This is a genomic window from Actinoplanes flavus (assembly GCF_017592555.1).
GTDB lineage: Bacteria > Actinomycetota > Actinomycetes > Mycobacteriales > Micromonosporaceae > Actinoplanes > Actinoplanes flavus.
On the sequence record NZ_JAGFNS010000003.1, the window covers coordinates 280565 to 307190 of the forward strand.

28 protein-coding genes are annotated in these 26626 nt (G+C 72.8%); 11 read left to right on the plus strand and 17 right to left on the minus strand.

Annotated elements, in window-relative coordinates; genetic code table 11:
- Positions 1 to 10: 10 nt before the first annotated feature.
- The 3 genes from J5X75_RS06565 to hisI are packed head-to-tail and all read right to left on the minus strand — an operon-like array spanning position 11 to position 2411.
- On the minus strand, positions 11 to 553 hold the full coding sequence (locus tag J5X75_RS06565) for a Trp biosynthesis-associated membrane protein (protein WP_208466374.1): 543 nt from the start codon (positions 551 to 553) through the stop codon (positions 11 to 13).
- Positions 550 to 2058 (minus strand): anthranilate synthase component I, encoded by a 1509-nt coding sequence (locus tag J5X75_RS06570; protein ID WP_208466375.1) that lies wholly within the window; start codon positions 2056 to 2058, stop codon positions 550 to 552. The genes J5X75_RS06565 and J5X75_RS06570 overlap by 4 nt, the downstream gene beginning before the upstream one ends.
- On the minus strand, positions 2055 to 2411 hold the full coding sequence (gene hisI / locus J5X75_RS06575) for a phosphoribosyl-AMP cyclohydrolase (protein ID WP_208466376.1): 357 nt from the start codon (positions 2409 to 2411) through the stop codon (positions 2055 to 2057). Before hisI ends, J5X75_RS06570 begins: the two co-directional genes overlap by 4 nt.
- 185 nt (positions 2412 to 2596) lie before the next feature.
- On the opposite strand from hisI, the gene J5X75_RS06580 reads away from it, so the two are divergent.
- Complete coding sequence (locus tag J5X75_RS06580; protein ID WP_208466377.1) at positions 2597 to 4210, plus strand: hypothetical protein; 1614 nt, start codon at positions 2597 to 2599, stop codon at positions 4208 to 4210.
- Between the two features lie 127 nt (positions 4211 to 4337).
- Here J5X75_RS06580 and J5X75_RS06585 read toward each other — a convergent pair whose 3' ends face one another.
- The gene (locus tag J5X75_RS06585) at positions 4338 to 5072 is read right to left on the minus strand and encodes a DUF2470 domain-containing protein (RefSeq protein ID WP_208466378.1); all 735 of its coding nucleotides are present in this window, start codon (positions 5070 to 5072) and stop codon (positions 4338 to 4340) included.
- A 70-nt stretch (positions 5073 to 5142) separates the two neighbouring features.
- Here J5X75_RS06585 and rpsD point away from each other — a divergent pair, with 70 nt between their 5' ends.
- Positions 5143 to 5751, plus strand: coding sequence for a 30S ribosomal protein S4 (rpsD, locus tag J5X75_RS06590; protein WP_183217478.1), 609 nt, complete (start codon positions 5143 to 5145; stop codon positions 5749 to 5751).
- Positions 5752 to 5860: 109 nt separating this feature from the next.
- Here rpsD and J5X75_RS06595 read toward each other — a convergent pair whose 3' ends face one another.
- The gene (locus J5X75_RS06595) at positions 5861 to 7621 is read right to left on the minus strand and encodes an ABC transporter ATP-binding protein (RefSeq protein WP_208466379.1); all 1761 of its coding nucleotides are present in this window, start codon (positions 7619 to 7621) and stop codon (positions 5861 to 5863) included.
- A gap of 73 nt (positions 7622 to 7694) precedes the next feature.
- The gene (locus tag J5X75_RS06600; protein ID WP_238487403.1) at positions 7695 to 9458 is read right to left on the minus strand and encodes an ABC transporter ATP-binding protein; all 1764 of its coding nucleotides are present in this window, start codon (positions 9456 to 9458) and stop codon (positions 7695 to 7697) included.
- Positions 9459 to 9624: 166 nt separating this feature from the next.
- Between J5X75_RS06600 and J5X75_RS06605 the strand changes: the two genes are divergently transcribed.
- The 4 genes from J5X75_RS06605 (at position 9625) to J5X75_RS06620 (ending at position 12634) form a co-directional block, all read left to right on the plus strand.
- The gene (locus tag J5X75_RS06605; RefSeq protein ID WP_208466380.1) at positions 9625 to 10209 is read left to right on the plus strand and encodes a thioredoxin family protein; all 585 of its coding nucleotides are present in this window, start codon (positions 9625 to 9627) and stop codon (positions 10207 to 10209) included.
- Between the two features lie 14 nt (positions 10210 to 10223).
- Positions 10224 to 10685 carry a protein-disulfide reductase DsbD domain-containing protein gene (locus J5X75_RS43995; protein WP_208466381.1) on the plus strand — a complete coding sequence of 154 codons (462 nt, stop codon included), beginning with the start codon at positions 10224 to 10226 and terminating at the stop codon, positions 10683 to 10685.
- Entirely contained in the window at positions 10682 to 11308 is a 627-nt protein-coding gene (locus J5X75_RS06615; protein WP_208466382.1) for a TIGR03085 family metal-binding protein, read from the plus strand. The genes J5X75_RS43995 and J5X75_RS06615 overlap by 4 nt, the downstream gene beginning before the upstream one ends.
- 66 nt (positions 11309 to 11374) lie before the next feature.
- Positions 11375 to 12634: an APC family permease gene (locus tag J5X75_RS06620; protein ID WP_208466383.1), complete on the plus strand. Its 1260-nt coding sequence runs from the start codon at positions 11375 to 11377 to the stop codon at positions 12632 to 12634.
- Positions 12635 to 12640: 6 nt separating this feature from the next.
- Here the strand turns inward: J5X75_RS06620 and J5X75_RS06625 are convergent, their stop codons facing one another.
- Positions 12641 to 13516 (minus strand): carbohydrate kinase family protein, encoded by an 876-nt coding sequence (locus J5X75_RS06625; RefSeq protein WP_208466384.1) that lies wholly within the window; start codon positions 13514 to 13516, stop codon positions 12641 to 12643.
- 162 nt (positions 13517 to 13678) lie between these two features.
- Between J5X75_RS06625 and J5X75_RS06630 the strand changes: the two genes are divergently transcribed.
- Together J5X75_RS06630 and J5X75_RS06635 are read left to right on the plus strand one after the other, a co-directional pair.
- Entirely contained in the window at positions 13679 to 15502 is a 1824-nt protein-coding gene (locus J5X75_RS06630; protein ID WP_208466385.1) for an AMP-dependent synthetase/ligase, read from the plus strand.
- A gap of 301 nt (positions 15503 to 15803) precedes the next feature.
- A complete protein-coding gene (locus J5X75_RS06635; RefSeq protein WP_208466386.1) occupies positions 15804 to 16247 on the plus strand; it encodes a pyridoxamine 5'-phosphate oxidase family protein in 444 nt (147 codons plus the stop codon).
- Positions 16248 to 16600: 353 nt separating this feature from the next.
- Here J5X75_RS06635 and yczR read toward each other — a convergent pair whose 3' ends face one another.
- Positions 16601 to 18055, minus strand: a complete 1455-nt coding sequence (gene yczR, locus J5X75_RS06640; protein WP_208466387.1) for a MocR-like transcription factor YczR — start codon at positions 18053 to 18055, stop codon at positions 16601 to 16603.
- 59 nt (positions 18056 to 18114) lie between these two features.
- On the opposite strand from yczR, the gene yczE reads away from it, so the two are divergent.
- Entirely contained in the window at positions 18115 to 18777 is a 663-nt protein-coding gene (gene yczE, locus J5X75_RS06645; protein ID WP_238487404.1) for a membrane protein YczE, read from the plus strand.
- On the plus strand, positions 18764 to 19192 hold the full coding sequence (locus J5X75_RS06650) for a hypothetical protein (RefSeq protein WP_208466388.1): 429 nt from the start codon (positions 18764 to 18766) through the stop codon (positions 19190 to 19192). Before yczE ends, J5X75_RS06650 begins: the two co-directional genes overlap by 14 nt.
- Here J5X75_RS06650 and hisF read toward each other — a convergent pair whose 3' ends face one another.
- Positions 19193 to 19954 (minus strand): imidazole glycerol phosphate synthase subunit HisF, encoded by a 762-nt coding sequence (hisF, locus tag J5X75_RS06655; RefSeq protein WP_208466389.1) that lies wholly within the window; start codon positions 19952 to 19954, stop codon positions 19193 to 19195. It abuts the gene before it with no gap.
- Positions 19951 to 20835, minus strand: coding sequence for an EamA family transporter (locus J5X75_RS06660; protein ID WP_208466390.1), 885 nt, complete (start codon positions 20833 to 20835; stop codon positions 19951 to 19953). Before J5X75_RS06660 ends, hisF begins: the two co-directional genes overlap by 4 nt.
- Before the next feature lie 73 nt (positions 20836 to 20908).
- Between J5X75_RS06660 and J5X75_RS06665 the strand changes: the two genes are divergently transcribed.
- Positions 20909 to 21817 (plus strand): LysR family transcriptional regulator, encoded by a 909-nt coding sequence (locus tag J5X75_RS06665; RefSeq protein WP_208466391.1) that lies wholly within the window; start codon positions 20909 to 20911, stop codon positions 21815 to 21817.
- Here the strand turns inward: J5X75_RS06665 and priA are convergent.
- The 7 genes from priA to hisD are packed head-to-tail and all read right to left on the minus strand — an operon-like array spanning position 21783 to position 26600.
- Positions 21783 to 22502, minus strand: a complete 720-nt coding sequence (priA, locus tag J5X75_RS06670; RefSeq protein WP_208466392.1) for a bifunctional 1-(5-phosphoribosyl)-5-((5-phosphoribosylamino)methylideneamino)imidazole-4-carboxamide isomerase/phosphoribosylanthranilate isomerase PriA — start codon at positions 22500 to 22502, stop codon at positions 21783 to 21785. The two genes, J5X75_RS06665 and priA, sit on opposite strands and share 35 nt — an antisense overlap.
- 17 nt (positions 22503 to 22519) lie before the next feature.
- A complete protein-coding gene (locus J5X75_RS06675) occupies positions 22520 to 22837 on the minus strand; it encodes a hypothetical protein (RefSeq protein WP_208466393.1) in 318 nt (105 codons plus the stop codon).
- Complete coding sequence (gene hisH, locus J5X75_RS06680) at positions 22834 to 23451, minus strand: imidazole glycerol phosphate synthase subunit HisH (protein ID WP_208466394.1); 618 nt, start codon at positions 23449 to 23451, stop codon at positions 22834 to 22836. Before hisH ends, J5X75_RS06675 begins: the two co-directional genes overlap by 4 nt.
- Entirely contained in the window at positions 23451 to 23612 is a 162-nt protein-coding gene (locus J5X75_RS06685; protein WP_183217447.1) for a CG2302 family histidine operon protein, read from the minus strand. The genes hisH and J5X75_RS06685 overlap by 1 nt, the downstream gene beginning before the upstream one ends.
- Positions 23609 to 24220: an imidazoleglycerol-phosphate dehydratase HisB gene (hisB, locus tag J5X75_RS06690; RefSeq protein ID WP_183217445.1), complete on the minus strand. Its 612-nt coding sequence runs from the start codon at positions 24218 to 24220 to the stop codon at positions 23609 to 23611. The genes J5X75_RS06685 and hisB overlap by 4 nt, the downstream gene beginning before the upstream one ends.
- Positions 24217 to 25293: a histidinol-phosphate transaminase gene (locus J5X75_RS06695; protein ID WP_208466395.1), complete on the minus strand. Its 1077-nt coding sequence runs from the start codon at positions 25291 to 25293 to the stop codon at positions 24217 to 24219. The genes hisB and J5X75_RS06695 overlap by 4 nt, the downstream gene beginning before the upstream one ends.
- Complete coding sequence (gene hisD / locus J5X75_RS06700) at positions 25290 to 26600, minus strand: histidinol dehydrogenase (RefSeq protein WP_208466396.1); 1311 nt, start codon at positions 26598 to 26600, stop codon at positions 25290 to 25292. Before hisD ends, J5X75_RS06695 begins: the two co-directional genes overlap by 4 nt.
- Positions 26601 to 26626: the final 26 nt, after the last annotated feature.

Consider the following 26626-nt stretch of genomic DNA (forward strand, 5'->3'; position numbering starts at 1 on the left):
GGGGGACCTCTTACGGGTGATCCGGGCCGCGCGCGGTCGGGTCGTCCCCCCGGTCGAGGGCGTCCCACAGTTCCCGGGTTCCGTCCACCGACTCCGCGGCGGTGGGCGCGGTGCGCTCGTACCGGGCGGACATGGCCGGCCAGAGATGGCCGTGACGCGCCGCCAGCAGGCCGCCCACCGCGACGGCCGCGCCGCCCAGCAGGCACAGCACCGGCCAGATCGAGCCGGCCGCCCCGGCCGCGCCGGGATCGAGCGTGACCCGGGCCAGCACGGCGCCCGCCACGATCCCCGCCGCGGCGCCGATCAGCAGCACCCCGAGCAGCCGCCGGGCCACGCCGCGGGTGGCCAGCAGCGCGCCCGTCCCGGCGAGCGCCACCACGGCCAGACCGATCAGCCAGGGCTCCACGTCGGCGCCGGTCTGCTCGGCCCGCAGGTCGGACAGGCCCGGCCGCCGCTCCACCTGGACCGCCCACACCCGGGTGGCCGCGTAGAGCGCGAGACCGGCCCCGGCCAGGCAGGAGACGACCGCGACCAGCGGACCCTTGCGGCTCATCGGGCGGCGCGCAGGGTTTCGGCCGAGGCTATGGCGGCCAGCACGGCGGCGGCCTTGTTGCGGGTCTCCTGCTCCTCGGCGGCCGGGTCGGAGTCGGCCACGATGCCGGCGCCGGCCCCCACGTACGCCACCCCGTCCTTGATCAGCGCGGTCCGGATGGCGATGGCCATGTCCATGTCACCGGCGAAGCCGAAGTAGCCCACCGTCCCGCCGTAGAGGCCGCGCCGGGTCGGCTCCAGGCTCTCGATGATCTCCATGGCCCGGACCTTCGGCGCCCCGGACAGGGTGCCGGCCGGGAACGTGGCGGCCAGCGCGTCGAACGCCGACCGGTCCTCGCGCAGCCGCCCGACCACGGTCGACACGATGTGCATGACGTGGCTGTACCGCTCGATCCGGGCGAACTCCGGCACCTCGACGCTGCCCGGCTCGCAGACCCGGCCCAGGTCGTTGCGGCCCAGGTCGACCAGCATCACGTGCTCGGACCGTTCCTTCGGGTCGGCCAGCAGCTCGGCGGCGAGCGCCGCGTCCTGCTCGGGGGTGGCGCCGCGCCAGCGGGTGCCGGCGATCGGGTGCAGCAGCGCCGTCCGGTTGGCGCTGACCTTGAGATGCGCCTCCGGCGACGAGCCGACGATGTCGAAGTCGTCGAAGCGCAGCAGGTACATGTACGGGCTCGGGTTGGTGGCCCGCAGCACCCGGTAGACGTCCAGCGGGTCGGCGTCGGTGGGCCGCTCGAACCGCTGCGCCACCACGATCTGGAAGCACTCGCCGGCCCGGATCGCCTCCTTGGCCTCCTCGACCGCCTTCTGGTACTCCCCCGGAAGGGTCCGGCTGACCGGCTCCCCGGCCGGGCGGCGCTCGACCGTCGACACCATCGGCGGCGTGGGCCGCGACAGCGCGGTGGTCATCGCGTCCAGCCGGCCGACGGCCTGGTGGTAGGCCGCCCGCCGGGCCGCGTCGTCGGCGTCCTCCGGCAGCACCGCGTTGGCCACCAGCAGCGCCGAGCCCTCGTGGTGGTCCAGCACCACCAGGTCGGTGGCCAGCATCATGCCGAGCTCGGGCAGCCGCAGGTCGTCGGCCGCGGTGGACGGCAGCCGCTCGAACCGGCGGACCAGGTCGTAGCCGAGGTAGCCGACCATGCCCCCGGTCAGCGGCGGCAGGGCCTCGTCGGCGGCCGGGCCGCCGGTCAGCGCGGCCACCGTCTCGCGCAGGGCCACGACCGGATCACCCCCCAGAGGTACGCCGTCCGGAGGCGAACCGAGCCACTCCGCCTGCCCGTAGCGCTCGACCAGGGTGGCCGCGCTGCGCACCCCGACGAACGAGTACCGGGACCAGGCCAGGCCCTGCTCCGCCGACTCGAGCAGGAAGGTGCCCGGGCCGCCGGCCAGCTTGCGGTAGACGCCCACCGGGGTCTCGCCGTCGGCCAGCAGCTTGCGGGTGACCGGGACGACCCGGCGCCTCGTGGCGACGAACGCCGCCTCGTCGGGGACGGTCGCTCCGCTGGTCACTGTGCCTCCAACAGGTCGTCGGTGAAGCAGGTGTGGGTGCCGGTGTGGCAGGCGGCGCCGGTCTGCACGACGGTGACCAGCAGCGCGTCGCCGTCGCAGTCCAGCGAGACCCGTTTGACGTGCTGGTGGTGACCGGAGGTGGCGCCCTTCACCCAGTACTCCCCGCGGCTGCGCGACCAGTAGGTGGCGCGGCCGGTGGTCAGCGTGCGGCGCAGCGCCTCGTCGTCCATCCAGGCGAGCATGAGCACGTCGCCGGTGCCGTGTTCCTGCACGATCGCCGCGACGAGACCGTCGGGCGTGCGCTTGAGGCGGGCGGCGATCGCCGGGTCGAGGATGGTCTCAGCTTCGGGCACGGACTGGATTCTCCCCCATCGCCTCCGCAAGCCGTAACGACCCGCTGCGGGGCCCACGATCCGGTAACCGGGGATGTGCGGGACGATCCGGGGCGGTACCGTCGCCCAGAGCGCCCGCCCTGCACCACCAGCGGCATGCGGCAATCCCGGCGGGCGCCGCCTCGCGACGGGAGTGGTGAACCCCAATGGAGCCGACGTCCAGCCACGACAACACGCGGCCCTCGCCCGGGCTCGCCCGGTTCTGGCAGGTCCGTCCGGATACGGATGATCCGGAGCCGCCCATCGCACCGCCCGAGCCGCTGGAGACGCCCGCCGACCTGCTCGCCGGGTCGAAGCTCGGCACCTTCCGCAGCCGGCCCATCCCCCCGCTGGCGCCGATCGCCTCGGCGGGCAGCCCGGCGGACCCGTTCGGACTGAACCGCGCGGCCGCCCGGAGCGGGTCCACCGGCGGCCGTCCGACGCCCGGTCCACCGGCCCGGGAAAGGCACGGCGATCCTGATCACTCAGTGCCTTCGGACGACGAGCCGGAGGCTCCGCAGGACGTAAAGTCCTCCGAACCCGAGGGCGTCGGGGGCTTCGGCCTCGGCGGGCGTGCCGGGAGGTTCCTCTTCGGCGACCGGGACGGCGACGATCCCGCGACGGTGGCGGCGGAGGACGGCGACGAGGAGCCCGAGGCCTCCCCGGACGGCCCGGAGCCGGCCGGCGAGGCGACGGCGGACGCCGACGCCGATCAGGACGCCGCCGAGGTGGCGGAACCCAGCGACGAGAACGGACGTGAGGACATGAACGGACGGGCAGGGGCGCCCGGCTACGCGCCGGCCGGCGACGCGGCCGCGGACGCGGCGGCCGAGGCGACCGAGGAGACGCCGGGCCAGATCCCGGCGGAGCCGCAGCGGCCCGCCGCCGGCTGGGCCAGCGTCCCCGGCGCCACGCAGCCGGTCACGCCGGTCCCGGACGGGCCGGTCTCCGGCGCCCCGGTGTCGCCGGCCTACGCGCCGAACCCGTACACGGTCGCCGACTTCACCCCGGACCACCCGGCCGGCACCCTGCATCCGGTCTCCGGCCAGCCGGGCGGCCCGGAGGGCCAGAACGCCGAGCCGGCCGACCCGGCGGTGCCCGCCCCGGTGTCGCCGGCGCAGGTGCAGATCCCGGCCACCCGGCCGCCGGCCGAGGACACCTCCGGCTACGCGGACCTGCCGCCGGCAACCGAGGGCGGCTTCGGGTTCGTCCCGTCCGGCTACAGCCTGGGCCGGCAGCCGGAGGCGTACGGCGTGGCCTCGGTCACCCCGGCCGCTCCCGCCGCTCCCGATTTCCCGTCCTTCCCCGGCGGTGACGCCCTGGGCGGCCTCACGGTGAGCATCCCGGGCCTGCGCGCCCGGGAGGAGGCGGTCGAGGAGCAGATCCCGTCGGCTCGCCGCTCGGCCAGCCTGGAGGACGTGGAGCCGGTGCGCCGCGCGGGCCGCCGGGCCCGTGAGGAGGAGGCGGAGGAGCCGGCCGCGGAACCGGCCGCCGAGGAGCCGCAGCCGGTGATCGGCCGGACCATCTGGGACGAGGACGCGGCCCGGCACTTCCGGGCGGCGTGGCACGAGGTGAAGGCCGAGTTCGTCGACGACCCGGAGCGGGCCCTGACCCGGGCGCACGACCTGCTCACCGACGCGGTCAACGAACTGACCGAGGTGCTGCTCGCCGAGCGCGACGAGCTCGACCCGCTGCGCGGCACCGGCACGCCGGACACCGAGAGCATGCGGATGGCGATGCGCGGCTACCGGGAATTCCTGGACCGGATCCTGTCCCTGTGACGGGAATCGCGGAAGAGTAGTGGGCCCTGCCACCCGCGGCACCGGGTGGCAGGGCAGAGGCCGGGCTCCCGCGGCCTGACGGCGGCAGAAGGTTGGGCCGCGGGAGCCCGCCTCGATCAGGGGGTCCTCAGGCGGCGCTGTCGCAGCAGCGGCGGCAGAGGACCGGGTGCAGCAGGTGTGCCAGGTCGTGCCGGTCGGTGACCGGGCGCGGGAAGGCGAGGCGGGCGCTGCGGCCGCCCATGCGGACCAGGAAGCCGTAACGGTCCAGCCGTACCACCTTGGGCTCGTCGCCGGGGCGGGCGGCCGCACCCAGCTGACGGCGGACGTAGTCGCTCATCTCGGCCATGTGGTGATCGGCCAGGTCGGCGATCAGGTCGAACTCGACGGTCCGCAGCGGGTCCGGGGTGGCCTCGGCGTAGTCGTCCGGGTCGATCTCGACGAGCTTGTCGTTGCGCTCGTGACGGACCTCGGCGACCTCCATCCGGTAGAGGCTCTGACCGTCGCCGATGTCCAGCAGGTCGCCGCAGGCGTCGGTTTCCGCGTAGTCCAGGGCCGCGGCCCGGGCGTCGTCGCCGGACAGTTTCGCGGCCCAGCCGGAGACCCAGATCCGGCCCAGCGAGGGCGAGGAGGCCATCGGCGGAACGTCCCGGATGTCCAGTACCAGGGCGGTGTCGTCGTTGCCCTCCTGTGGGCGCAGAGCGCCGGCGAGGGTACCCTCGCTAGGCACTAGCAGAAGCACGCGTCCCTGTGCATCGGTGACGTGCCGGACCGGAGTCGGGCCGGGACGGCAGGCGATGTGGGCGACGGCGGGCAGGTGACCGGCGGCGAGCGTGCGCGCGATCTCGGCGGGACTGGGTTGCATGACGAGCACCTCCGGGCACCGGTTAGGCTTACCTAAGTTAGGCAAGGCTTACCGTAACAGGAGATCGCAGTTGAACAACTCTCGACCCAAAGCCAAGCTCTCCCGAGCTCTCGGCATCCCTCTGACGCGTAAGTGCGTCAAGTACTTCGAGCGGCGCCCGTTCCCGCCGGGCGTGCACGGCCGTGGCCGGCGTAAGAGCTCGGACTACCAGGTCCGGCTGCTCGAGAAGCAGCGCCTGCGCCACCAGTACAACATCAGCGAGGTCCAGATGCGGGCCGCGTACGACGCCGCCCACAAGGCCGAGGGCAAGACCGGCGAGACGATGGTCACGCTGCTCGAGCGCCGCCTGGACGCGACGGTGTTCCGCGCCGGTTTCACCCGGACCATCTACCAGGCCCGCCAGCTGGTCGTGCACGGTCACTTCACCGTGGACGGCAAGAAGGTGGACCGCCCCGGCTACAAGCTCAAGCCGGGTCAGGTCATCGAGGTCAAGGAGACCAGCCGCTCCAAGCCGCCGTTCCAGATCGCGGCGACCGGCACCCACATCGACGGCCCGACCGCGCCGTACCTGTCGACCGTTCTCGAGGAGCTGCGCACCACGGTGATCCGTGCCCCGCAGCGCTCCGAGGTCCCGGTGCTCTGCGACGAGCAGCTGGTCGTCGAGTACTACGCCCGATAAGCAACAGGCTCTTGAATCGCTGAAATGGCGGGCCTCTCGCCGCGGCTGCGCGAACCGTGCAGCCGCGGCGGGCGACGCGCTCATCTCACCGGCGCACCACGAAAGCCGGTCAGCGTGTTTGTTCCAACCAGCTGGCGTAGAGCTTGGCGTAGATCGAATCCTCCTCGGTGAGGAGGACGGAGTGCGGGCCGCGTTGCACGACGCGGCCCGCATCCACCACGATGACCTCGTCGGCGGCCTGAGCCGTCGACAATCGATGCGCGATGGCGACCGTGGTCCGGCCCCGGGTCACCAGTTCGAGCGCGTGCTGCAAACGGACCTCGGTGGCCGGGTCGACGGCGCTGGTCGCCTCGTCCAGCACCAGCAGGTCGGGGTCCGCGACGTACGCCCGGACCAGCGCGACGAGCTGGCGCTCCCCGACGCTGAGCGCCTCCCCGCGCTCCCCCACCGGGGTGTCGAGCCCGGCCGGCAGGCCGGCGAGCCAGTCCCCCAGCCCCAGTTCCGTGAAAGCCTCCCGCAGCTGCCCGTCGGTGAGCGCGGGCTCGGCGAACCGGATGTTCTCGGCGATCGTCGCGTCGAACAGGAACCCGTCCTGGGGCACCATCACCACCCGCGACCGCAGCGACGAGAACCGCACCGCGGTCAACGGCACCCCGGAGAGCAGGACCGTGCCCTCGGCCGGGTCCATCAACCGGGTGAGCAGCTTGGCGAAGGTGGTCTTGCCGCTGCCGGTCTCGCCGACCACCGCGTACTTGCGCCGCGCCCCCAGTTCCAGGTCCACGCCGGAGAGCACGATCGGGCCGCCCGGATAGCGGAACGACACGTCCCGGAAGCGCACCGACAGCGGGCCGGCGGGCAGCTCCACGCCCTCGTCGTCGGGGTCCGCCACGTCCGGGTCGACGTCCAGCACGTCCAGGATGCGCCGCCAGCCGGCCACCGCGTTCTGCGCCTCGTTGAGCTGCTCGGTGGCGATCTGCACCGGCTGGATGAAGAGCGTCACCAGGAACAGGAACGCTGTGAGCCGGCCGACCGTCAGGTCACCGGCCACCCCGAGCAGGGTGCCGACGACGACCACCCCGGACAGGGCCAGGCCGGCGCCGATCTCCCCGCTGGAGAAGCTGGTGACGCTGGTGCGCATGGCCCGCTGCTGGGCGGTCCGCAGATCGTCCACGGCCGTGTCGATGCGCCTCCCGGTGCGCCCGGCCACCCCGAACGAGCGGATCACCGTGGCGCCCACCACGCTCTCCGCGACGGCGCCGAGCAGCACGCCGTTGCGCTCGCGGACCGTCCGGTAGACCGACGCCAACCGCCTCTGGAACAGCCGGATCACCGCCACGGCCGGGCCGAAGGCGAGCAGCACCACCAGGGTGAGCTGCCACGAGTACGCGAACATCACCACCGAGGAGACGATCAGCTGACCGCTGGCGAGCATCAGCTGCACGCCGCCGGTCTGCAGGAACACCGAGATCTGGTCCACGTCGCCGGTGACCCGGGAGACCATCGAACCGCGCCGCTCGGACTGCTGGTGCAGCATCGACAGGTCATGGATGTGCCGGAAGGTCCGCGACCGCAGCCCGCCCAGCGCCGTCTCGCTGACCGTGAACAGCCGCCGGGTCATCAGGAAGCCGCAGAACGTCGACACGGCCAGCACCATCAGGGTGATCGACACGTAGCCCAGCACGATCCGGGTGTCCGGGCCGGACGGGCCGTTGATGCCGTGGTCGATGCACTGCTGCACGGCGACCGGCACCGACACCCGGCCGGCCATCTGGAGCACCGCCAGCGCGATCGTGCCGGCCAGCCCGGTCCGCAGCTCCGGCGACAGCGCCAGCCCGCGCCGCAGGGTGGAGAAAGTCCCGACGTCGCTCATGCCGTCACCTCCGCTTCGCTCCGGCGCCGACATGAGTTCAGAACCGAGCCCGATGGTTCGCTCGCAAGCTCGCTCACTTGTCCGCCTTCTCGTACGCCGTGACCAGTTCCCGGTACCCCTCCTGGGTGGCCATCAGCTCCTGGTGCGTGCCGGTCGCCACGACCCGGCCCTGATGCAGGTAGACCACCTCGTCGGCGAGCGCGATGCTGGCCCGCCGGTACGCCACCACCAGCAGCGACGTCCCCGCCGCACGCAGCGCGCCGAGGATGGCCGCCTCCACCCGCGGGTCGACCGCGCTGGTGGCGTCGTCGAGCACCAGCAGCCGGGGCCGCCCGGCCAGCGCCCGGGCCAGGGTGAGCCGCTGCCGCTGCCCGCCGGACAGCGAGGTGCCGCGCTCGCCGACCGCGGTGTCCAGCCGCTCCGGCAGCCCGCCGGTGAACCGTTCGGCCTGGGCCAGCCGCAGCGCCGCCCACACGTCGTCGTCGCCGATGCCGGGCCGGTCCAGCGACACGTTGCCGCGGACCGTGTCGTCGAACACGAACGGGATCTGCGGCACCAGCGCGCTCGCCCCGGCCAGCGCCGCCGCCGACAGGTCGGGCAGTTTCACCCGGTCGAGGGACACGTTGCCGGAATCCGGGTCGACCAGGCGCAACGCCAGCGCGGCGATCGTGGACTTGCCGGAGCCGGTCGCGCCGACCAGGGCCACCGTCCGGCCCGCCGGTACGGTGAAACTCACCTCGGACAGCACCGGCGGCCCGCCCGCGTACCGGTAACCGACCCGGTCGAACCGCAGCTCGGCCGGGCCGTCGCCGGGCAGCTCGCCCTCGCCGTACCGGAGATCGCCCTCCGCCGACAGCACCGCCTGGACCCGGTCCCATCCGGCCACGCTGCGCGGCAGCTCGCCGATCACCCACCCGATCGCGCGCACCGGGAACGCCAGCACCGTGAACAGGAAGGCCACGCTGATCACCTCGGACACGGTGACCGCGCCGGTCTGCAACCGCCAGGTGCCGAGCACCAGCACGGCCAGGGTGCCGACGCTGGGCAGGCTCTCCATCAGCGGGTCGAAGACGCCGCGCAGCCGGCCGACCGCGACCAGGGCGTCGCGCAGCTCGGTGACGAAGACGGCGAACCGGCGCGACTCGTCGGCCTCCCGGCCCATCGTCTTGACCACCAGGGCGCCGTCGAAGCTCTCGTGCGCCACAGTGGCGACCTTGGCCCGCATCCGCTGGGCGTGGATCTGCCGCGGCGACATCCGCCGCGAGTAGAAGAAATTCAGCGCGAACAGCGCCGGGAACAGCGCGACACCGACCATGGCCAGCACCCAGTCGGTGGCGAACAGCGTGATCATCGCGCCGAGCAGCATCACGATCGTGCCGACCGCGAACGGCAGCGGCGCGATCGGCGCGAACGCCGCCTCGACGTCGGAGCCGGCGTTGGACAGCAGCGAGCCGGTGGCGTGCCGCTGATGCCACTCCGGCGGCAGCGACAGATAGCGGCGGGTCACCGCCCGCCGGTACCGCGCCTGCAGCCGGAACTGCATGAACCCGGCCCCGAGCCGGCGGGCGAAGATGCTCGCCACCCGCAGCCCGCTGATCCCCAGCAGGGCCGCGACGGCCAGCGCGAGGCCCGCGGCGCTCACCCGGTGTGCGGCGAAGGCGGGCGCCACGACATGGCCGATCAGAAAGCCGACGACGTACGAGTTGGCGACGATGAGAAGTCCGAAGAGGCTGCTGCCCAGCGAGCTGACGACGAAGAGCCGTGGCTCCGCCCGGATCGCTTTCCCGAGCACCCGCAGTCCCCGTCCCAGCACGTCGTTGCCGGTACCGCTGCTCAATGTCCTACCTGACTGGTAAGTGTTCGCCGGCGCGACCGGCCTTACCCGTCCATCCTGCCGCCCACACCGGCCGTTTACAGTGTGGCCACAATTACACCGTCTGCCTCCGCAGCCACCCGGACACCGGGCGGCGACCACGCGACCGGCCGGTTAAGCTCCCCGCCGCATGATCATCTATGAAAGGGCTCCCATGCGGCGTACGCTGCTTCCGACCGTGCTCGCGGCGCTGGTCCTGGCCGGTTGCGGCACCGGCCCGTCCCCGGCCGCCTCGGTGAACGACTCCTCGTCCGCGGCCCCCACCGCCTCGTCCCCGTCCACCGCCACGTCACCGGCCGGGCCGTCCGTGCTGCTCGGCGACTACGACGCCGGGCGGGACGCCGAGGACGACATCGTCAAGGCCCTCGCCGCGGCCGGGAAGTCCGGGCGCAACGTGATCGTCGATTTCGGGGCCGACTGGTGCCTGGACTGCCGGGTGCTCACCAAGCTGTCCGCCGACCCGGCGGTGAACGCCAAGCTGGTCGCCGGCTTCGAGGTGGTCAGCGTCGACGTCGGCGAGTTCGACCGCAACCTGGACGTGGCCGACCGGGTCGGCGTGGACCTGGAGAGCAGCGGCATCCCGGCACTCGTGGTGCTCACCCCGGCCGGCAAGGTGAAGGTGGCCACCAACGACGGTTCGTTCGCGTCAGCCCGCTCGATGGCCGCGGCCGACGTCGACGCGTTCCTGACGCGGTGGGCGCCGGCCGCGAAGTGAGGGCCCTCGCCGCGGTGCTCGCGATCCTGACGCTGAGCGCCTGTTCCGCCTCACCGGCGCCGGTGCCCGAGATGGCCGGCCGCTACGAGGGCGGAGGCGTCACCGTGGAACTCGCCGTACGCGCCGGCCTGCTCACCGCCACCTTCACCCCGCCCGACGGCTTCCACCTGTACAGCATGGACCTCCCGGCCGGGGGCGTGGACGGCATCGGCTTCCCCACCGTGGCGCGGCCCGGCGGCGCGCTGACCCCCACCGGGCCGGTCACCGCCGACCGGGCGGTCACCGAGCTGCGACCCGCCGGCCTCGGCCTCGTGGTGCCGGTCTATCCCGACGGGCCGGTCACGCTCACCGTGCCGGTCCGGGCCGGAGCGGGCGATCAGCACGAGGTGACCGTCGGATACGCCGCGTGCAGTGCGGGTTCCTGTCTCCCGCCGGTCACCGGGGAGCAGGTCGTTCTGCATACCATCGACCGATGACCAACTATGCCCGCGCCGAGCGGGCGGCGCTCGCCGACCTGCTGTCGAGTGAGGGACCGGACGCGCCGACGCTCTGCACCGGCTGGACCACCCGGGACCTGGCCGCGCACATCGTGGTCCGGGACCGGCGGCCGGATTCCGCGGCGGGGCTGCTGATCCGCCCGCTGGCCGGGTACGGGGAGCGGGTGCGCCTGGCCCGCGCCGCCCTGCCGTACCCGGAACTGATCGCCCAGCTGCGCACCCCGCCGGTGTGGAGCCCGGTGAGCAACCCGCTGGTCGATCCGCTGGCCAACACCATGGAGATGTTCATCCACCACGAGGACGTCCGGCGCGGCGGCGGCACGTGGCAGCCCCGCACCCTGGACCGGGAGCTGGAGGCCGCTCTCTGGCGCAACGTCCGGCTGATCGCCAAGGCCGGGTTGCGCCGTCTCGGTGTCACCGCCGCGATCGAGCCGGCCGGGTTCCCGGCGGTCCGTGACAGCGCGGACCCGCAGGTCCGGGTCGCCGGTGACGTCGGCGAGCTGGCGGTGTTCTTCTTCGGCCGGCAGCGGGCCGCCCGGGTCACCGTCGACGGCCCGCCCGAGGTGGCGGAACGGCTCCGGACCGCCCGCCTGGGCATCTGAGCGGCCCATCGGAGGCGCCGGGAATTGGCTCGATCGACAGGCCGGTCCGGTCCTAGGTTCAAGCCCATGTCCCCTCGCTCCAACCTGTCCGTCGCCCAGGGCGCGGCGCTCTCCGTCGGTGCCGTCCTGGGCACCGGGCTGATCTCGCTGCCGGCGCTCGCCGCCGAGGCCGCCGGCCCCGCCTCGCTCGTCGCCTGGCTCGTCCTGATCGTCCTGTCCGCCCCGCTGGCCTGGACCTTCGCGGCGCTCGGCGCCCGCTACCCGGACGGCGGCGGGGTGTCCACCTACGCCCAGATGGCGTTCGGCCGGCGGGTGGCGGCCGCGGTCGGCTGGTGCTTCTACTTCGCCGTCCCGCTCGGCGCGCCGGTCGCGGTCGGTTTCACCGGCGGGTACGTCTCCGGCGTCCTGGGCGGCGGCCGGTTCACCGAACTGGCCGCCTTCCTGGCGATCGTCGGTACGGCGTACGCGATGAACTGGTTCGGTCTGCGCGTCTCCGGCCGGGTCCAGCTGGCCCTGTCGATCTGCCTGACCACCCTGCTGGTGGTCACCGTGGTGGCCGCCCTGCCGCACGCCGACCTCGCGAATCTGACCCCGTTCACCCCGCACGGCTGGACCGGGATCGGCGCCGCCGCGGCCCTGCTGGTGTGGGGTTTCGCCGGTTGGGAGGCGCTGTCCTCACTGTCCGGGGAGTACCGGAACCCGCGCCGCGACGTGCCCCGCGCCACCCTGATCGCGGTCGCCGTGGTCGGTGTCCTCTATCTGGCCGTCGCCACGGTCAGTGTGCTGGCCCTGGGCCCGGCGCTGGCCGGCAGCCGGGCGCCGCTGGCCGACCTGCTCGCGATCGGCCTGGGCGGCCCGGTCCGGATCGTCACCGCGATCGTGGCGGTGGTGCTCACCCTCGGGGCGGTCAACGCGTACTTCGCCGGCGCGAGCCGTCTCGGCGCGGCGCTGGCGGCCGAGGGCGCCCTGCCGGCCCGGGTGTTCGGCACCCAGCGCCGGTCGCTGACCCTCATTCTCCTGGGCAGCATCGTGGCCGTCCTGCTGCCGCTCGACCTGCACACCGCCGCCCTGCTGGTGACCGGCTGCTTCACGCTGGTGTACGTGATCGGCACGGCGGCCGCGTTGCGCCTGCTGCCGGCCGGCGGGTCGCGGGTGGTGGCCGGGATCGCGTTCGTGGCGGTCGGCGGGCTGCTCTGGCTCAACGGGTGGCCGGCGCTGTTCAGCCTGGTGATCGCCGGTGGCGCGGTGCTCCATCAGGCGGTCAGCGGCCGCGGCCGGGCCTCCTCGGTGAGCCCGGAGACGGTTCGCGAGGAGTCCTCGGCGTAGGCGGGGTCAGATCCGGCGGGCGCTGAGGGTGTCCCGGTCGATGAACGAGCCGGCGCCGACCGGGGCGGTGCACGCGTACGCCCCGGCGATGACCGCCCGGTCCATGCAGTCGTCGTCGCCGGCGCCGGACAGCCAGGCGGACAGGAACGCCGCCGCGAACGCGTCGCCGGCGCCGTTGGTGTCCACGATCGGCGCGCCGGGGTCGGCCGCGTCCCGGTGCGTCACGCCGTCCCGGGTGTACAGGTCGGCACCCTTGCCGCCGTTGGTCACCACGACCCTGGTGGCCACGCCCTCTGTCAGGATCCGCTCGGCGGCGCCGTCGGCGAGCTGCACGCCGCTCACGAAGACGATGTCGGCGCCGAGCGCGAAGTCCCGGTGGTGCGGGTTCTCGCCGTCCCAGTCGTGCAGGTCGGTGGAGATCGACACACCGGCTTCACGCAGCGGGGGCAGCAGGTGCCGGGCGTAGTCCATGATCGTCACGTGGACGTGCCGGACGTCCGCCGGCAGCGGCCGGTAGTACTCCACCGGCAGGCGGTATCCGGGGACGTCGCGCCCGTCGTACAGCGACAGCCGCCGGCCGTCCGGGCTCATCAGGTTGACCGCCCGGCGGGTGCCGGCCGGGGCGGGCGCGGCGCGCAGACCGATGCCCCATTCCGCGAAGGCCGCCCGGACCCGGCCGCCCGGCTCGTCGTCACCGACCGTGTCGATCACCGAGACCCGTTCACCGAGCGCCCGCAACGCCAGCGCCACACATGTTCCGGTGTGTGAGACGTGATCGAGGATGGGTCCCTGCGGCCGCGCCGAGTCCGCGCCGAGCACGGGCAGGTCCGCCACCGGCACCACGGTGTCGATGCCGGTACCGCCGATCACCAGGAATGTCATGGCGGCAAACCTAATGCGAGATGTGCGGTGCTCTGGACCCGGCCCGTCCGCTGACTAGGATGAGAGCGATTGTTACAGACTCTTCCGGTGATGCCGTGCGCCCATTACTGTGCGGTAACACTCACGTTACCTACCCCCCGTTCAGGTTGAAGGCGGCGCCCGATGGCTCTCGAGGTTCCCTACCGGTCGATCCCGGACATGCTCTTCCAGCGCGTGGCCAAGACCCCCGACGCTCAGGCCCTGGCCGGGCCGAACGCGACGGACACCGGCGCCGAGTGGCTGACCTGGCGGCAGGTGGGCGAGCGGGTCAAGGCGATCGGCGCCGGCCTGCGTGAGCTCGGTGTCGGCCTGGAGGACCGGGTCGCGATCCTGTCCAACACCCGGCTCGAGTGGATCCTCGCCGACCTGGGCATCAACGTGGCCGGCGCGGCCGCCACCACGGTCTACCCGACCACCGAGCCGGAGGACACCGCGTTCATCGTGTCCGACTCGGGCTCGAAGGTCCTGATCGCGGAGAACGCGAAGCAGGCCCTGAAGATCTCCGGCACGGAGACCGCCATCACCAAGGTGGTGCTGATCGACGGCCCGGCCGACGCCGGCGCCACCCCGCCGCAGATCACGCTCGCCGACCTGGAGCAGCTCGGCGCCGAGGCGCTGACCCGCGAGCCCAGCCTCATCGACGACGTGGTCGCCCAGCTCGGCCCGGACACCCTGGCCACCCTGATCTACACCTCCGGCACCACCGGCCGCCCCAAGGGCGTCGAGCTGCTGCACCGCGGCTGGACATGGGAGGGCGTCGCGCAGGAGAGCCTCGGCCTGTTCTCCCCGACCGACCTGCACTACCTGTGGCTGCCGATGTCGCACGCGTTCGGCAAGACGCTGCTCTGCGGCATCCTGCACGTCGGCGTCCCGACCTACGTCGACGGCCGCGTGGACCGGCTGATCGACCTGCTCGCGGTGATCAAGCCGACCCTGATGTGCGCCCCGCCGCGCATCTACGAGAAGGTCTACAACAAGACCGTCACGAGCGGCCTCTCCGGCAGTGGCCTGAAGCCGAAGATCTTCAGCTGGGCGGTCGCCACCGGCAAGAAGCGGGTGGCCCTCCAGCAGGCCGGCAAGCCGATCCCGGCGGGCCTGGCGTTCCAGTACTCGATCGCCGAGAAGCTGGTCTTCTCCAAGCTCCAGGCCAAGCTCGGCGGCAACATCAAGGTCCTGGTCAGTGGTTCGGCGGCGCTCAGCCGCGACATCTCCGAGTTCTTCGCGGCGGCCAACCTCCAGATCCTGGAGGGCTACGGCATGACCGAGGCCTGCGCCGCCAACTTCGTGAACCGCCGCGGCAAGCTCAAGATCGGTTCGGTCGGCCAGCCGCTCGGCGACCTCGAGGTCCGCATCGACAGCGACGGCGAGGTGCTGCTGCGCGGCGCCCCGGTGATGCGCGGCTACCACAACCTGCCGGAGGCCACCGCCGAGGCGTTCACCGAGGACGGCTTCCTGCGCACCGGCGACATCGGCGAGATCGACGCCGACGGCTACCTCAAGATCACCGACCGGAAGAAGGACCTGGTCAAGACGTCGGGCGGCAAGTTCATCGCCCCGTCCGCGATCGAGGGCTCGTTCAAGGCGGTCTGCCCGTACACCTCGCAGGCGGTCGTCATCGGCCAGAACCGCAACTTCGTCACCATGCTGATCGCCCTCGACGAGGAAGCTATCACCACGTGGGCGGCGTCCGGCCCGCTGGCCGGCAAGACCTACGCCGAGATCGTCGCCGCGCCGGAGACGATCGCCCTGGTCGAGGGCTACATCCAGGAGCTCAACGGCAAGCTCAACCGCTGGGAGACGATCAAGAAGTTCACCCTCCTCCCGCGCGACCTGAGCATCGAGGCGGGCGAGGTCACCCCGTCCATGAAGATCAAGCGCCGCAGCGTCGAGGCCAACTTCTCCGACGAGATCGACAAGATGTACGCGGGCACTCTCGCCCAGATCTGACCCGACCTCAGCGACGGCCGGCGGTCCATCAGGGCCTGCCGGCCGTCGTTCGTTTCCCACCCCCTTCCCGGTACGGCGTACGCCGCCCCGCCGAACCCCGCCCGTCCCGCGGCACCACGCGACCACCTGCCGTACCCCAGCCCGTGCCGCGCCCGCCGGGCGTAGATCGGTGGTCCCGCCCGACCGGGCGGCTGACACCGCACGCCCCGGGGTCCCGCCGGCTCGCAGAGACATCTCAAACCCGCCGAGACAGCGATGAGCGCCAGTCGGCAAGATCGGGAGCGCGTCTAGGCTGGCGGCCATGAGCGATGCCGTGAGAACACGAGCCCAGCGCAAGGCCGACACCCTCGCCCGCCTCGCGGCCCCGGTGGTGGACGCCTGGGTGGCGACCGACGGACCGTATCTCGTGCCGCTCACCCTCGCCTGGCACGAGGACCGGATCGTCCTGGCCACGGATCGGGAGTCGCCGACCGCCCGCAGCCTGATCGCCACCGGCAAGGCGCGTGTCGGGCTCGGCCCCACCCGTGACGTCATCATGATCGACGCCGTGCTGGACCGCTGGGTTCCGGTCTCCGAGGCGCCCGGGATCGGCGAGGCCTACGCCGGGCAGAACGACTGGGATCCGCGCACGGCCGGCCCGTCGTACATCTTCCTGGTCCTGCGCCCGGACCGCGTCCAGGCTTGGCGCGAGGTCGACGAGATCCGCGGCCGCACCCTGATGCGCGACGGCGCCTGGCTGATCTGACCGGCCGCCTCAAACCCTCGAAACGATCCCGCCGAACACGCCGGCTGTCTCGAGCGCTTCGAGACAGCCGCCAGGACCGGCCGGGCGGGATCGACCACAGTGCACAGCCGCCGGAGAACGGACCGGCCGGAACGCCGGTCAGCCGGTGGGCGCGCCGCGGCCTCGACCCGGCAGGTGATCGCGCGCGGCTGGACCACCGAGCTCAGCCCGGCGGGCGCGGCACAGGCGGGGGACGGCAGATGCTCGCGTGGCGCCGGCGGGACGGCCGGGATGCGGCGGGGCGGCGCAGCCCGTACCGGAAACGGGTGTGAAGAAGCGCGACCAGCCGCGGAGACCGAGTGGGCCGGCCGGGGTCAGGCGATGACGGCGGGGGTGCGCCAGGACGGGCCGGTGGCGTGGTCGAGGTCGTGGCGGACGGAGGCGATGCGGCGGACGGCTTCGACCAGGTCGTCGGCCGGGAGGGTGAAGGGTAGGCGCAGGAAGCGTTCGAGGGTGCCGTCGAGGCCGAAGCGGGGGCCGGGCGCCAAGCGGACGCCGACGTCCTCGGCGGCGCGGGAGAGGGCGCTGGAGATGGGGCCGTCGAGTTCGGCCCAGAGGGTGACGCCGCCGGTGGGGGTGACGAAACGCCATTCGGGGAGGCGGTCGCGGAGTTCGGCGATCAGGGCGTCGCGGCGGAACCGCAGCTGGGCCCGGCGCGCCGCGACGATCTCCGCGGAGAGGCGGAGCAACTGTACGGCGACGAGCTGCTCCAGAACCGGGCTGGCCATGTCGACGCCGACCCGGATGGCGGCCAGCCGCTGCACGACCGGGGCGGACGCGCGCACCCAGCCGATCCGCAGGCCACCCCAGTACGCCTTGCTCATGCCGCCGATCGAGGTGACCCGGGAGTGCCGGTCGAAGACGGCGACCGGCGGCGGCATCGGCTCCCCGTCGAGGGGAAGGTCCACGAACGACTCGTCGACGATCAGTTCGGTGCCGGTGGCGTGTGCCGTGGCGACGAGGCGTTCGCGCAGGGAGGCCGGCATCAGGTGGCCGGTGGGGTTGTGGAATTCGGGGATCACGTAGGTCATCCGCGGCCGGGTCTGGCGCAGCGCCCCGAGCAGCATCTCGCCGTCCCATCCGGCTTCGATGTCGATGCCGTGGGTGCTGATCCGGGCGCGGCGGGCGGCGAGGGCGGCCAGCGCGTTCGGGTAGGTGGGCGTCTCGACGAGGACCGGCGCCCCGACCGGCACGGACAGGCGCAACACCAGGTCGAGGGCCTGCTGGGTGCCGCTGGTGACGAGGATCTGCTCGGCCGAGGTGGGCACGCCGCGGGCCGAGTACGCCTCGGCGACGGCGGCCCGCAACTCGGGCAGCCCGGTCGGGTGGTAGCCGGCGCTGCCCAGGTAGCGGGGCAGTTCGTCGGCGGCGGCGCGGGCGGCCGGCACCAGCTCGACCGGTGCCGCGGAGGCCGCCACCCCGAGGTCGATCATGTCGAGGTCGTCGTCGGGCGTCCACAGGCCGGAGGTGGCCACCCGGTGGCCGTGCGGCAGGGTGGTCCAGCTTCCGGCGCCGCGCCGGCTGGTGAGGTGGCCGGTCTCGCGGAGGTTCCGGTACGCCGCGGACACGGTGGTGCGGCTGACTCCGAGTGCCTCGGCCAGCTCCCGTTCGGCGGGCAGCCGGACGCCGAGCGCGAGCCGCCCGTCGGACAGCAGCCCGCGGACGGCGGCGGCCAGGGCGGCGTAGTCGGGGCTGCGGCGGCGGCCCGGCAGTGCGTGCCACCGGCCGAGCAGGCGGGCCAATTGGTCTCCACGTACCGACGTCGTCATAGCCACCTCCGATGAATTGGCACTTTAGCACCGGGCGATTGGCATGAAGAGTGGCTGTCATGAGCCTGCTGCGCCGTGTGCCACAACTGTTCGCCGGTCTCGTCCTCTACGGCGCCAGCATGGCCCTCATGGTGGAGTCGGGCCTCGGCCTCAACCCGTGGGACGTCTTCCACCAGGGGGTCTCCGAGGTCACCGGGATCAGTTTCGGCTGGGTGGTGCTGCTGACCGGCATCCCGGTGCTGCTGCTGTGGATCCCGCTGCGGCAGCGGCCCGGGTTCGGCACGGTGGCCAATCTGGTCGTGGTCGGCTTCGCGGCGGACGCGGCCCTCGCGCTGCTGCCGTCCGCCGCCACGATGCCGGGCCGGGTCGGCTATCTGGTCGGCGGGATCCTGTTGAACGGGTTCGCGACCGGCCTCTACATCGGCAGCCGGATGGGGCCGGGGCCGCGCGACGGGCTGATGACGGGGCTGGCCGGGCGGTTCCCGCGGGTGTCGCTGCGGGTGGTCCGTACCGGGATCGAACTGACCGTGCTGGGCGCCGGTTTCCTGTTGGGTGGGACGGTCGGGGTGGGCACGATCGCGTACGCGCTGGCGATCGGCCCGCTGGTGCACCTGTTCCTGCCGTTGCTGACCGCCCGGCGACCGGCCGGCAGTGATCTTCCGGACACATTCGCTTCCGGGTACGCCGACGGCACGGCATCATTGCGGCATGGGGGCCGGTGACTGGAACTGGAACGACGCTTGGATCTTCGTCGCCGCGGTCATCGCCGAGCGCCTCGAGCGTGACCGGGCACTGCACGCGGCGCTGCCGGTGACCGGGGCGACGCTGGCCGACCTGCTGGCCGCGGCGGATTTCCTGCACCACAGCGTGCCCACCCGCGAGGATCTCGAGGAGTCGATCCGCCGCCTGGCCGGGGCCGGGCTGATCACCGTGGACGACGACGTGTTCGAGATCGCCCCGGCCGGTGAGCAGCTCTGGCGGACCCGGCCGTTCAGCGGCCTGTCGTCGGCCGTGATGACGTTGCACGCGCAGCTCAACCGCGCGGCCCGGCCCGGCTGGACCGAGTGGACGCTGGACGAGCAGGCCTACAACGCGGCCGTCCGGGAGTACAGCCTCCGGCTGGCCGACGGCCGCTAGCTAGCGGACCGGGTTGCCGGCCGCCCGCAGGCTGTCCTTGACCTCGCCGATGCTGAGGTCGCCGAAGTGGAAGACACTCGCCGCGAGCACCGCGTCGGCGCCCGCCTCGACGGCCGGCGGGAAGTGCTCGACCGCCCCGGCCCCGCCGCTGGCGATCACCGGGATGTCCACCACCTTCCGGACCGCCCGGATCAGCTCCAGGTCGAAGCCGGCCTTGGTGCCGTCGGCGTCCATCGAGTTGAGCAGGATCTCCCCGGCGCCCAGCTCGGCCACCCGCGCGGCCCACTCGATCGCGTCGAGCCCGGCGCTGCGGCGGCCGCCGTGCGTGGTGACCTCCCAGCCGCTCGGCTGCCCGCCGGAACGGCGCACGTCCAGCGACAGCACCAGCACCTGGTTGCCGAACCGCTCGGCGATCTCGGAGATGAGCGCGGGACGGGCGATGGCCGCCGTGTTGACCCCGACCTTGTCGGCGCCGGCGCGCAGCAGCACGTCCACATTCTCCGGGGAGCGGACGCCGCCGCCCACGGTGAGCGGGATGAAGACCGTCTCGGCGGTGCGCCGGACCACGTCGAGCATGGTGCCCCGGTCGTCGGAGGAGGCGGTCACGTCGAGGAAGGTCAGCTCGTCGGCGCCGGCCGCGTCGTAGGCGGCGGCCAGCTCGACCGGGTCGCCGGCGTCACGCAGGTCGACGAAGTTGACACCCTTCACCACCCGGCCGGCGTCCACGTCCAGGCAGGGGATCACTCGTACCGCGACCGTCATGCCACCACCCTAACCATCTCCGGTTTCCGCGCCGGGCGGGACCTGACCAGTCCCACAAGCACGCCGCTGACCACCAGCGCGCCACCGGCGACGTCGGTGCCGTGGATCCGCTCGCCGAGGAACAGCGCGGCCGAGGCGATGCCGAAGAACGGGACGAGCATGGAGAACGGGGCCACGGTCGAGGCGCCGTACCGCCGCATCAGGTAGCCCCAGCCGGCGAACCCGCCCAGGGTGGAGATCAGTGCGATGTAGAGCACCGCCAGCACCGCCTCGGTGTCGACGGCACGCAGCGCGGCCAGGTCGGCGGCCGGGCCGTCGACCAGCAGGGTGAGGATGATCAGCGGGCCGGTGGCCAGGGCGCTCACCCAGACCATGAAGCGCAGCGTGTCCGGCGGGGACGCTTTGCGGGTGGCGACGTTGGACACGCCCCAGGCCGCGGCCGCGCCGATGACGAGCAGGAAGGCGGGCAGGTTGGCGGTCATCCGGGTGGCCACCACGGCGACTCCGGCGAGCGCCACCGCCAGCCCGGCGAGCTGCACCGGGCGCGGGCGCTCCCGCAGGAACAGCGTGGCGAAGAGCATCGTGAAGATCGCCTGGCTCTGCAGGACCAGCGAGCTGAGGCCGGCCGGCATCCCGGCGTGCATCCCGATGAAGAGCAGGCTGAACTTGACCACGCCGAGGACCAGGGCGACCGTGACGAGCCAGCGCCACGGCACCTGCGGGCGGCCGACCAGCAGCAGCGCCGGGAAGGCGGCCAGGCCGAAGCGCAGGGCGGAGAAGAGCAGCGGCGGGAAGTGCTCCAGCCCGGCGTCGATGGCGACGAAGTTGAATCCCCAGACGGCCGCCACGGCGACGGCGAGGGCGAGGTCACGCGGTCTCATGAGGCCCAGCCTCACCCGGCCGGAACGTTAAGCACCAGCAAAATAAGCTACACCGTCGATGTAGCATCGCTACATGATTGACGTGGGGAGGCTCCGGGCGCTGCACGCGGTGGCCAGCTACGGCACGGTTCTCGCCGCCGGCCACGCGCTGCACTGCACCCCGTCGGCGGTCTCCCAGCAACTCGCCAAGCTGGAGCGGGAGACCGGCGCCACACTGGTCGAGAAGGACGGGCGGCGGCTGCGGCTCACCGAGGCCGGCCGGGTCCTCGCCGATCACGCCGAGCGTGTGCTGACCAGCCTGGACGAGGCGGAGACGGCGCTCGCCGCGCACCGCGACACGGTCACCGGGCGGCTCACCATGACGGCCTTCGCGACCGCCTGCCGGGCGCTCATGCCGCACGCCCTGCGCCGTCTGGCCACCGATCATCCGCAGTTGACCACCGGGCTGATCGAGGTGAATCCGCACGAGGGGCTCGACCTGCTGCGCCGCGGCCACGTCGACCTCGCGGTGCTGGACGACTGGCCGGAGGTGGCGCTGCGCTACCCGGACGGGGTCTCGAAGATCACACTCGGGGAGGATCACGCCGACCTGGTCGTGCCGCGTGATCATCGCCTGGCCGGGACCATCGATGTGGAGGAAGCTCGTCACGAGCGCTGGATCGGCGTCCGGGCGGGCGACGTCTGCTACGAGTACCTGATCCGGCGATTACCCGGAGTGGTGCCGGATTTCCAGGTGGGCGAGTTCGAGACGCAGTTGACGCTGATCGCCGCCGGGCTCGGAGTCGGCCTCATCCCACGGCTGGCACGCTCTTCCCTGCCGGAAGACGTCCGAATCGTCCGAATAAATCAGACACCTACCCGCCGCGTGGTTCTCGCCTGGCGGGACTCCTCAGCGGCCCGGCCCGCCATCCGGGCCGCCGAACAGGCACTACGTGAAGCTTGGAAGATCAACCGAGAACGGCAAGAGCTTCTCGTACGGTGAACGCGCCCGCATAGAGCGCCTTGCCCGCGATGACCCCCTCCACCCCGACCGGCTCCAGGGTGGCCAGCGCCCGCAGGTCGTCCAGGGTGGAGACGCCGCCACTGGCGATGACCGGCTTGTCGGTGGCGGCACACACCTCGCGCAGCAGATCCAGGTTCGGGCCGCGCATGGTGCCGTCCTTGGTGATGTCGGTGACGACGTACCGGGACGCGCCCGCCTTGTCCAGCCGGGCCAGCACCTCGTACAGGTCGCCGCCGTCCCGGGTCCAGCCGCGCGCCGACAGGGTCCGCCCGCGCACGTCCAGGCCGATCGCCACGCGGTCGCCGTACTCGCCGCAGATCCGGTCGCACCACTCCGGGTCCTCCAGCGCGGCGGTGCCGATGTTGACCCGCTGGGCGCCGGTGGCCAGCGCCCGGGTCAGCGACGCGTCGTCGCGGATGCCGCCGGACAGCTCCACCTTGACGTCGAGGCGGCGCACCACGTCGGCGAGCAGGCCGGCGTTGGAGCCACGGCCGAACGCCGCGTCCAGGTCGACCAGGTGGATCCACTCGGCGCCGTCGTTCTGCCAGGCCAGCGCGGCTTCGAGCGGGTCACCGTAGGCGGTCTCCGAGCCGGCGGCGCCCTGCACCAGGCGGACGGCCTGGCCGTCGGCGACGTCGACGGCGGGCAGCAGTTGGAGGGTCATGTTTCTCCTGACGAAAGCTAAGACCGGCGGCCGAGCACCACGACGACGAGGGCCGGCACGGCGAGAACGAGCATGGCGGTGAGGATGATGCGCAGTGGCAGGTCCGGGATGAGCGTCCAGACGGCGGCGACGGCCAGCAGCGTGACGACCACGATGCCGATCCGCTGCCGGCGGCTGCGGTGATACAGCCGCCCGTCCCGGCCGAACCTCGGTTTCAGACTCTTCAGAAAGGTGCGGCGCCGCTCCCGGCGGGCCACCCGGCGGGCACGGACCGCCTTCTCCCGCTCCTGAACGGCGAGCCGCTCGGCCCGGCGCCGGGCACGTTCCTTGCTCAAAGCGTCGCGACCCAGTTGCTCAGCAGCAGGTAACCGGAGTCGGCCGACTTCTCCGGGTGGAACTGGGCGGCGCTGAGCGCGCCCGCCTCCACCACGGCCACGAACGGCCGATCATGCGACGCGGTGGTCACCCGGGCATCGCTCAACAGATCAAGATCTTGAGCGGCGTACGAATGGACGAAGTAGAACCGTGCCCCCGCCGGAAGGCCGTCCAGCAGCCGTGAGCCCTCCGCGACGTCGACCGTGTTCCAGCCCATGTGCGGGATCCGCTGCGCGGACAGCTTCGTGACCGAACCGGGCAGTAGGCCCAGCCCCTTGGTCTCGACGCCGTGCTCCACCCCCGACTCGAAGAGGATCTGCATGCCGACGCAGATGCCCAGCACCGGTTTTCCGGCCGCCACCCGCTCGGCGATCACCGGCCGGGCGTTCAGCGCCTCGATCCCGGCCATGCAGGCGGCATAGGCCCCCACGCCGGGCACCACGAGACCGTCCGCCTCGGCGGCGGCCGCCAGGTCGCCGGTGACCGTCACGTCCACCCCGGTACGGGCGACCGCCCGCTCCGCCGACCGCAGGTTCCCCGAGCCGTAGTCGAGGACGACCACACTCTTCGCCATCACGCCTCCCCCGAGGGCCACCAGGCGAACCCGCCGGCGACCGCGAGCACCGCCAGCACCGCGGTGATCCCGATGCTGAACCGGGTCGCCCCCGACTTGACCAGCTGGATCACGCCGCCGATCAGGATCCCGGCGAGCGCGAACAGCACCAGCGAGATCACAGCACCCCCTTGGTGGAGGGCAGCGAGCCGGCGTTGCGGGGGTCGATCTCGACGGCCTCCCGCAGCGCCCGGGAGAACGCCTTGAACTGGGCCTCCACGACGTGGTGCGCGTCCGGGTGGCCGCCCGGACGGCAGGCGCGGAGCACGTCCACGTGCAGGGTCACCTTGGCGGCGTGGCCGAACGCCTCGAAGATGTGCCGCGTCATGCTGGTCGCGTAGACCGGCCCGATGTACGGCGTGAGCAGCGGCTCGTCGTGCACCACGTAGGGCCGGCCGGACAGGTCCACGGCGGCCCGGACCAGCACCTCGTCCATCGGGATGGTGGCCGATCCGTACCGCCGGATGCCCCGTTTGTCGCCGAGCGCCTTGGCGAACGCCTCGCCGAGGGCGATGGCGGTGTCCTCCATGGTGTGGTGCGAGTCGATCTCCAGGTCGCCCTCGCAGCGGACCGTGAGGTCGAACCCGCCGTGCTTGGCGAGCTGGTTGAGCATGTGGTCGTAGAAGCCGACCCCGGTGTTCAGGTCGCCCTTGCCGGTGCCGTCGAGGTCGATCTCGATCAGCACCTTGGTCTCGTTGGTCACACGGTCGATACGGGCAGTCCGGCTCACGAAAGGATCTCCTCGGCGGCGTTCAGGAAAGCGGTGGTCTCGGATTCGGTGCCGGCGGTGACCCGCAGCCACCCGGCCAGGCCGACGTCCCGGATCAGCACGCCCCGGTCCAGGAAGGCCTGCCAGTCGGCCTTCTGATCGGCGGAGACGGCGAAGAGCACGAAGTTGGCGTCCGAGTCGGCCACCTTCACCCCCCGGGCCCGCAGGACCGACACGATCCGGTCGCGCTGCTCCTTGATGGCCTCCACGGTGGCCAGCAGCGACGCCCGGTGCACCACGGCGGCCCGCGCGGCCGCCTGGCTGATCGCCGACAGGTGGTAGGGCAGGCGCACCAGCTGCACGGCGTCGACCACGGCCGGGTCGGCGGCCAGATAGCCCAGCCGCCCGCCGGCGAACCCGAACGCCTTGCTCATCGTCCGGCTCACCACCAGGCGCGGGTGGTGCGGCAGCAGGGTCAGTGCGCTCGCCGTGCCGGGCCGGGAGAACTCGGTGTACGCCTCGTCGACGATCACCATGCCGCGGGCCGCGCCCAGCACCGCGTCGATCACGGCCGGGTCGAGCGCGGTGCCGGTCGGGTTGTTCGGCGAGCAGACGAACACCAGATCCGGGTCGTGCTTCTCGATCTCGGCGACCGCCGCTTCCGGGCGCAGGCCGAAGTCCGGGTCGCGCAGCGCCCCGATCCACCGGGTGCCGGTGCCCTGTGCCAGCAGCGGGTGCATCGAATAGGACGGCCCGAAGCCGAGCGCGCTGCGCCCCGGGCCGCCGAAGGCCTGGAGCAGCTGCTGCTGCACCTCGTTCGACCCGTTCGCGGCCCACACGTTCGCCGTGGTCAGGCCGTGGCCCAGATAGCCGGCCAGCTCGTTGCGCAGGGCGATCGCGTCCCGGTCCGGGTAGCGGTTGAGGTCACGCAGCTCGGCCTGCACGGCCTTGCCGATCGCCTCGACCACGTCGTCCGGCACCGGGTACGAGTTCTCGTTCGTGTTCAACTGCACCGCGACGTCGAGCTGGGGGGCGCCGTACGGCGACGTGCCCCGCAGATCGTCCCGGATCGGCAGATCGTCGATGGTCGTCACTTCGCGAACCTCGCCGTCACCGCGTCACCGTGGGCGGGCAGGTCCTCGGCGTTGGCCAGGGCGACGACGTGCCCGGCCACGTCGCGCAGGGCCTCCTCGGTGTACTCCACGACGTGGATGCCCCGCAGGAACGACTGCACCGACAGCCCCGACGAGTGCCGCGCGCACCCGGCGGTCGGCAGCACGTGGTTGGACCCGGCCGCGTAGTCGCCCAGCGACACCGGCGCATACGCCCCCACGAAGATCGCGCCGGCGTTCCGGACCCGCATGGCCCACTCGCGCGCGTCCCTCGTCTGGATCTCCAGGTGCTCCGCCGCGTACTCGTCGACCACCCGCAGGCCCTGCTCCAGGTCGTCGACCAGCACCACACCGGACTGCTCGCCGGTCAGCGACGTGCGCACCCGCTCCTGGTGCCTGGTGGCCGCCACCTGCTTCTCCAGCTCGATCTCGACCGCGTCGGCCAGCTCCGGCGACGGGGTGACGAGGACCGAAGCGGCCAGCGGGTCGTGCTCGGCCTGGCTGATCAGGTCGGCCGCGACGTGCCGCGGGTCGGCCGTGTCGTCGGCCAGGATGGCGATCTCGGTGGGGCCGGCCTCCGCGTCGATGCCGACGGTGCCCTGGAGCAGCCGCTTCGCCGCGGTCACCCAGATGTTGCCCGGCCCGGTGATCACGTCGACCGGCGCACAGCGGTCGCCCTCGTCAACCCCGTCGGAGCCGTAGCCCAGCATCGCGATCGCCTGCGCGCCGCCGACGGCGTAGACCTCGGTGACGCCGAGCAGCGCGCACGCGGCCAGCACCCGCGCGTCGGGCAGGCCGTTGTTGGCGGCCTGCGGCGGCGACGTCACCACCAGGCCCTCGACGCCGGCCTCCTGGGCGGGCACCACGTTCATCACCACGGTCGACGGGTAGACGGCCAGACCGCCCGGCACGTAGAGGCCCACCCGGCGCACCGGCAGCCAGCGCTCGGTCACCGTGCCGCCGTCCACCACCTGGGTCGTGACGTCGGCGCGGCGCTGGTCGGCGTGCACCTTCCGGGTCCGCCGGATCACCTCGACGAGCGCGGCCCGCACCTCCGGGTCGAGCGTCTCGGCGGCCGCGGCGATCGCCTCGGCCGGCACCCGCAGGCGCTCCAGGGTGACGCCGTCGAACCGCTCGGTCGCCTCCCGGATCGCGCTGAAACCATGCTCATGGACCGCCTCGACGAGCGGGCGAATCCTCTCGACGGCCACGGAGACGTCGAGCTGGGCACGGGGCAGCAGACCGCGCGGGTCACGGCGGGAGCCGCGCAGGTCGATCCGATTCAGCACGTCACCCAGTCTAGGCGGCCACCCAA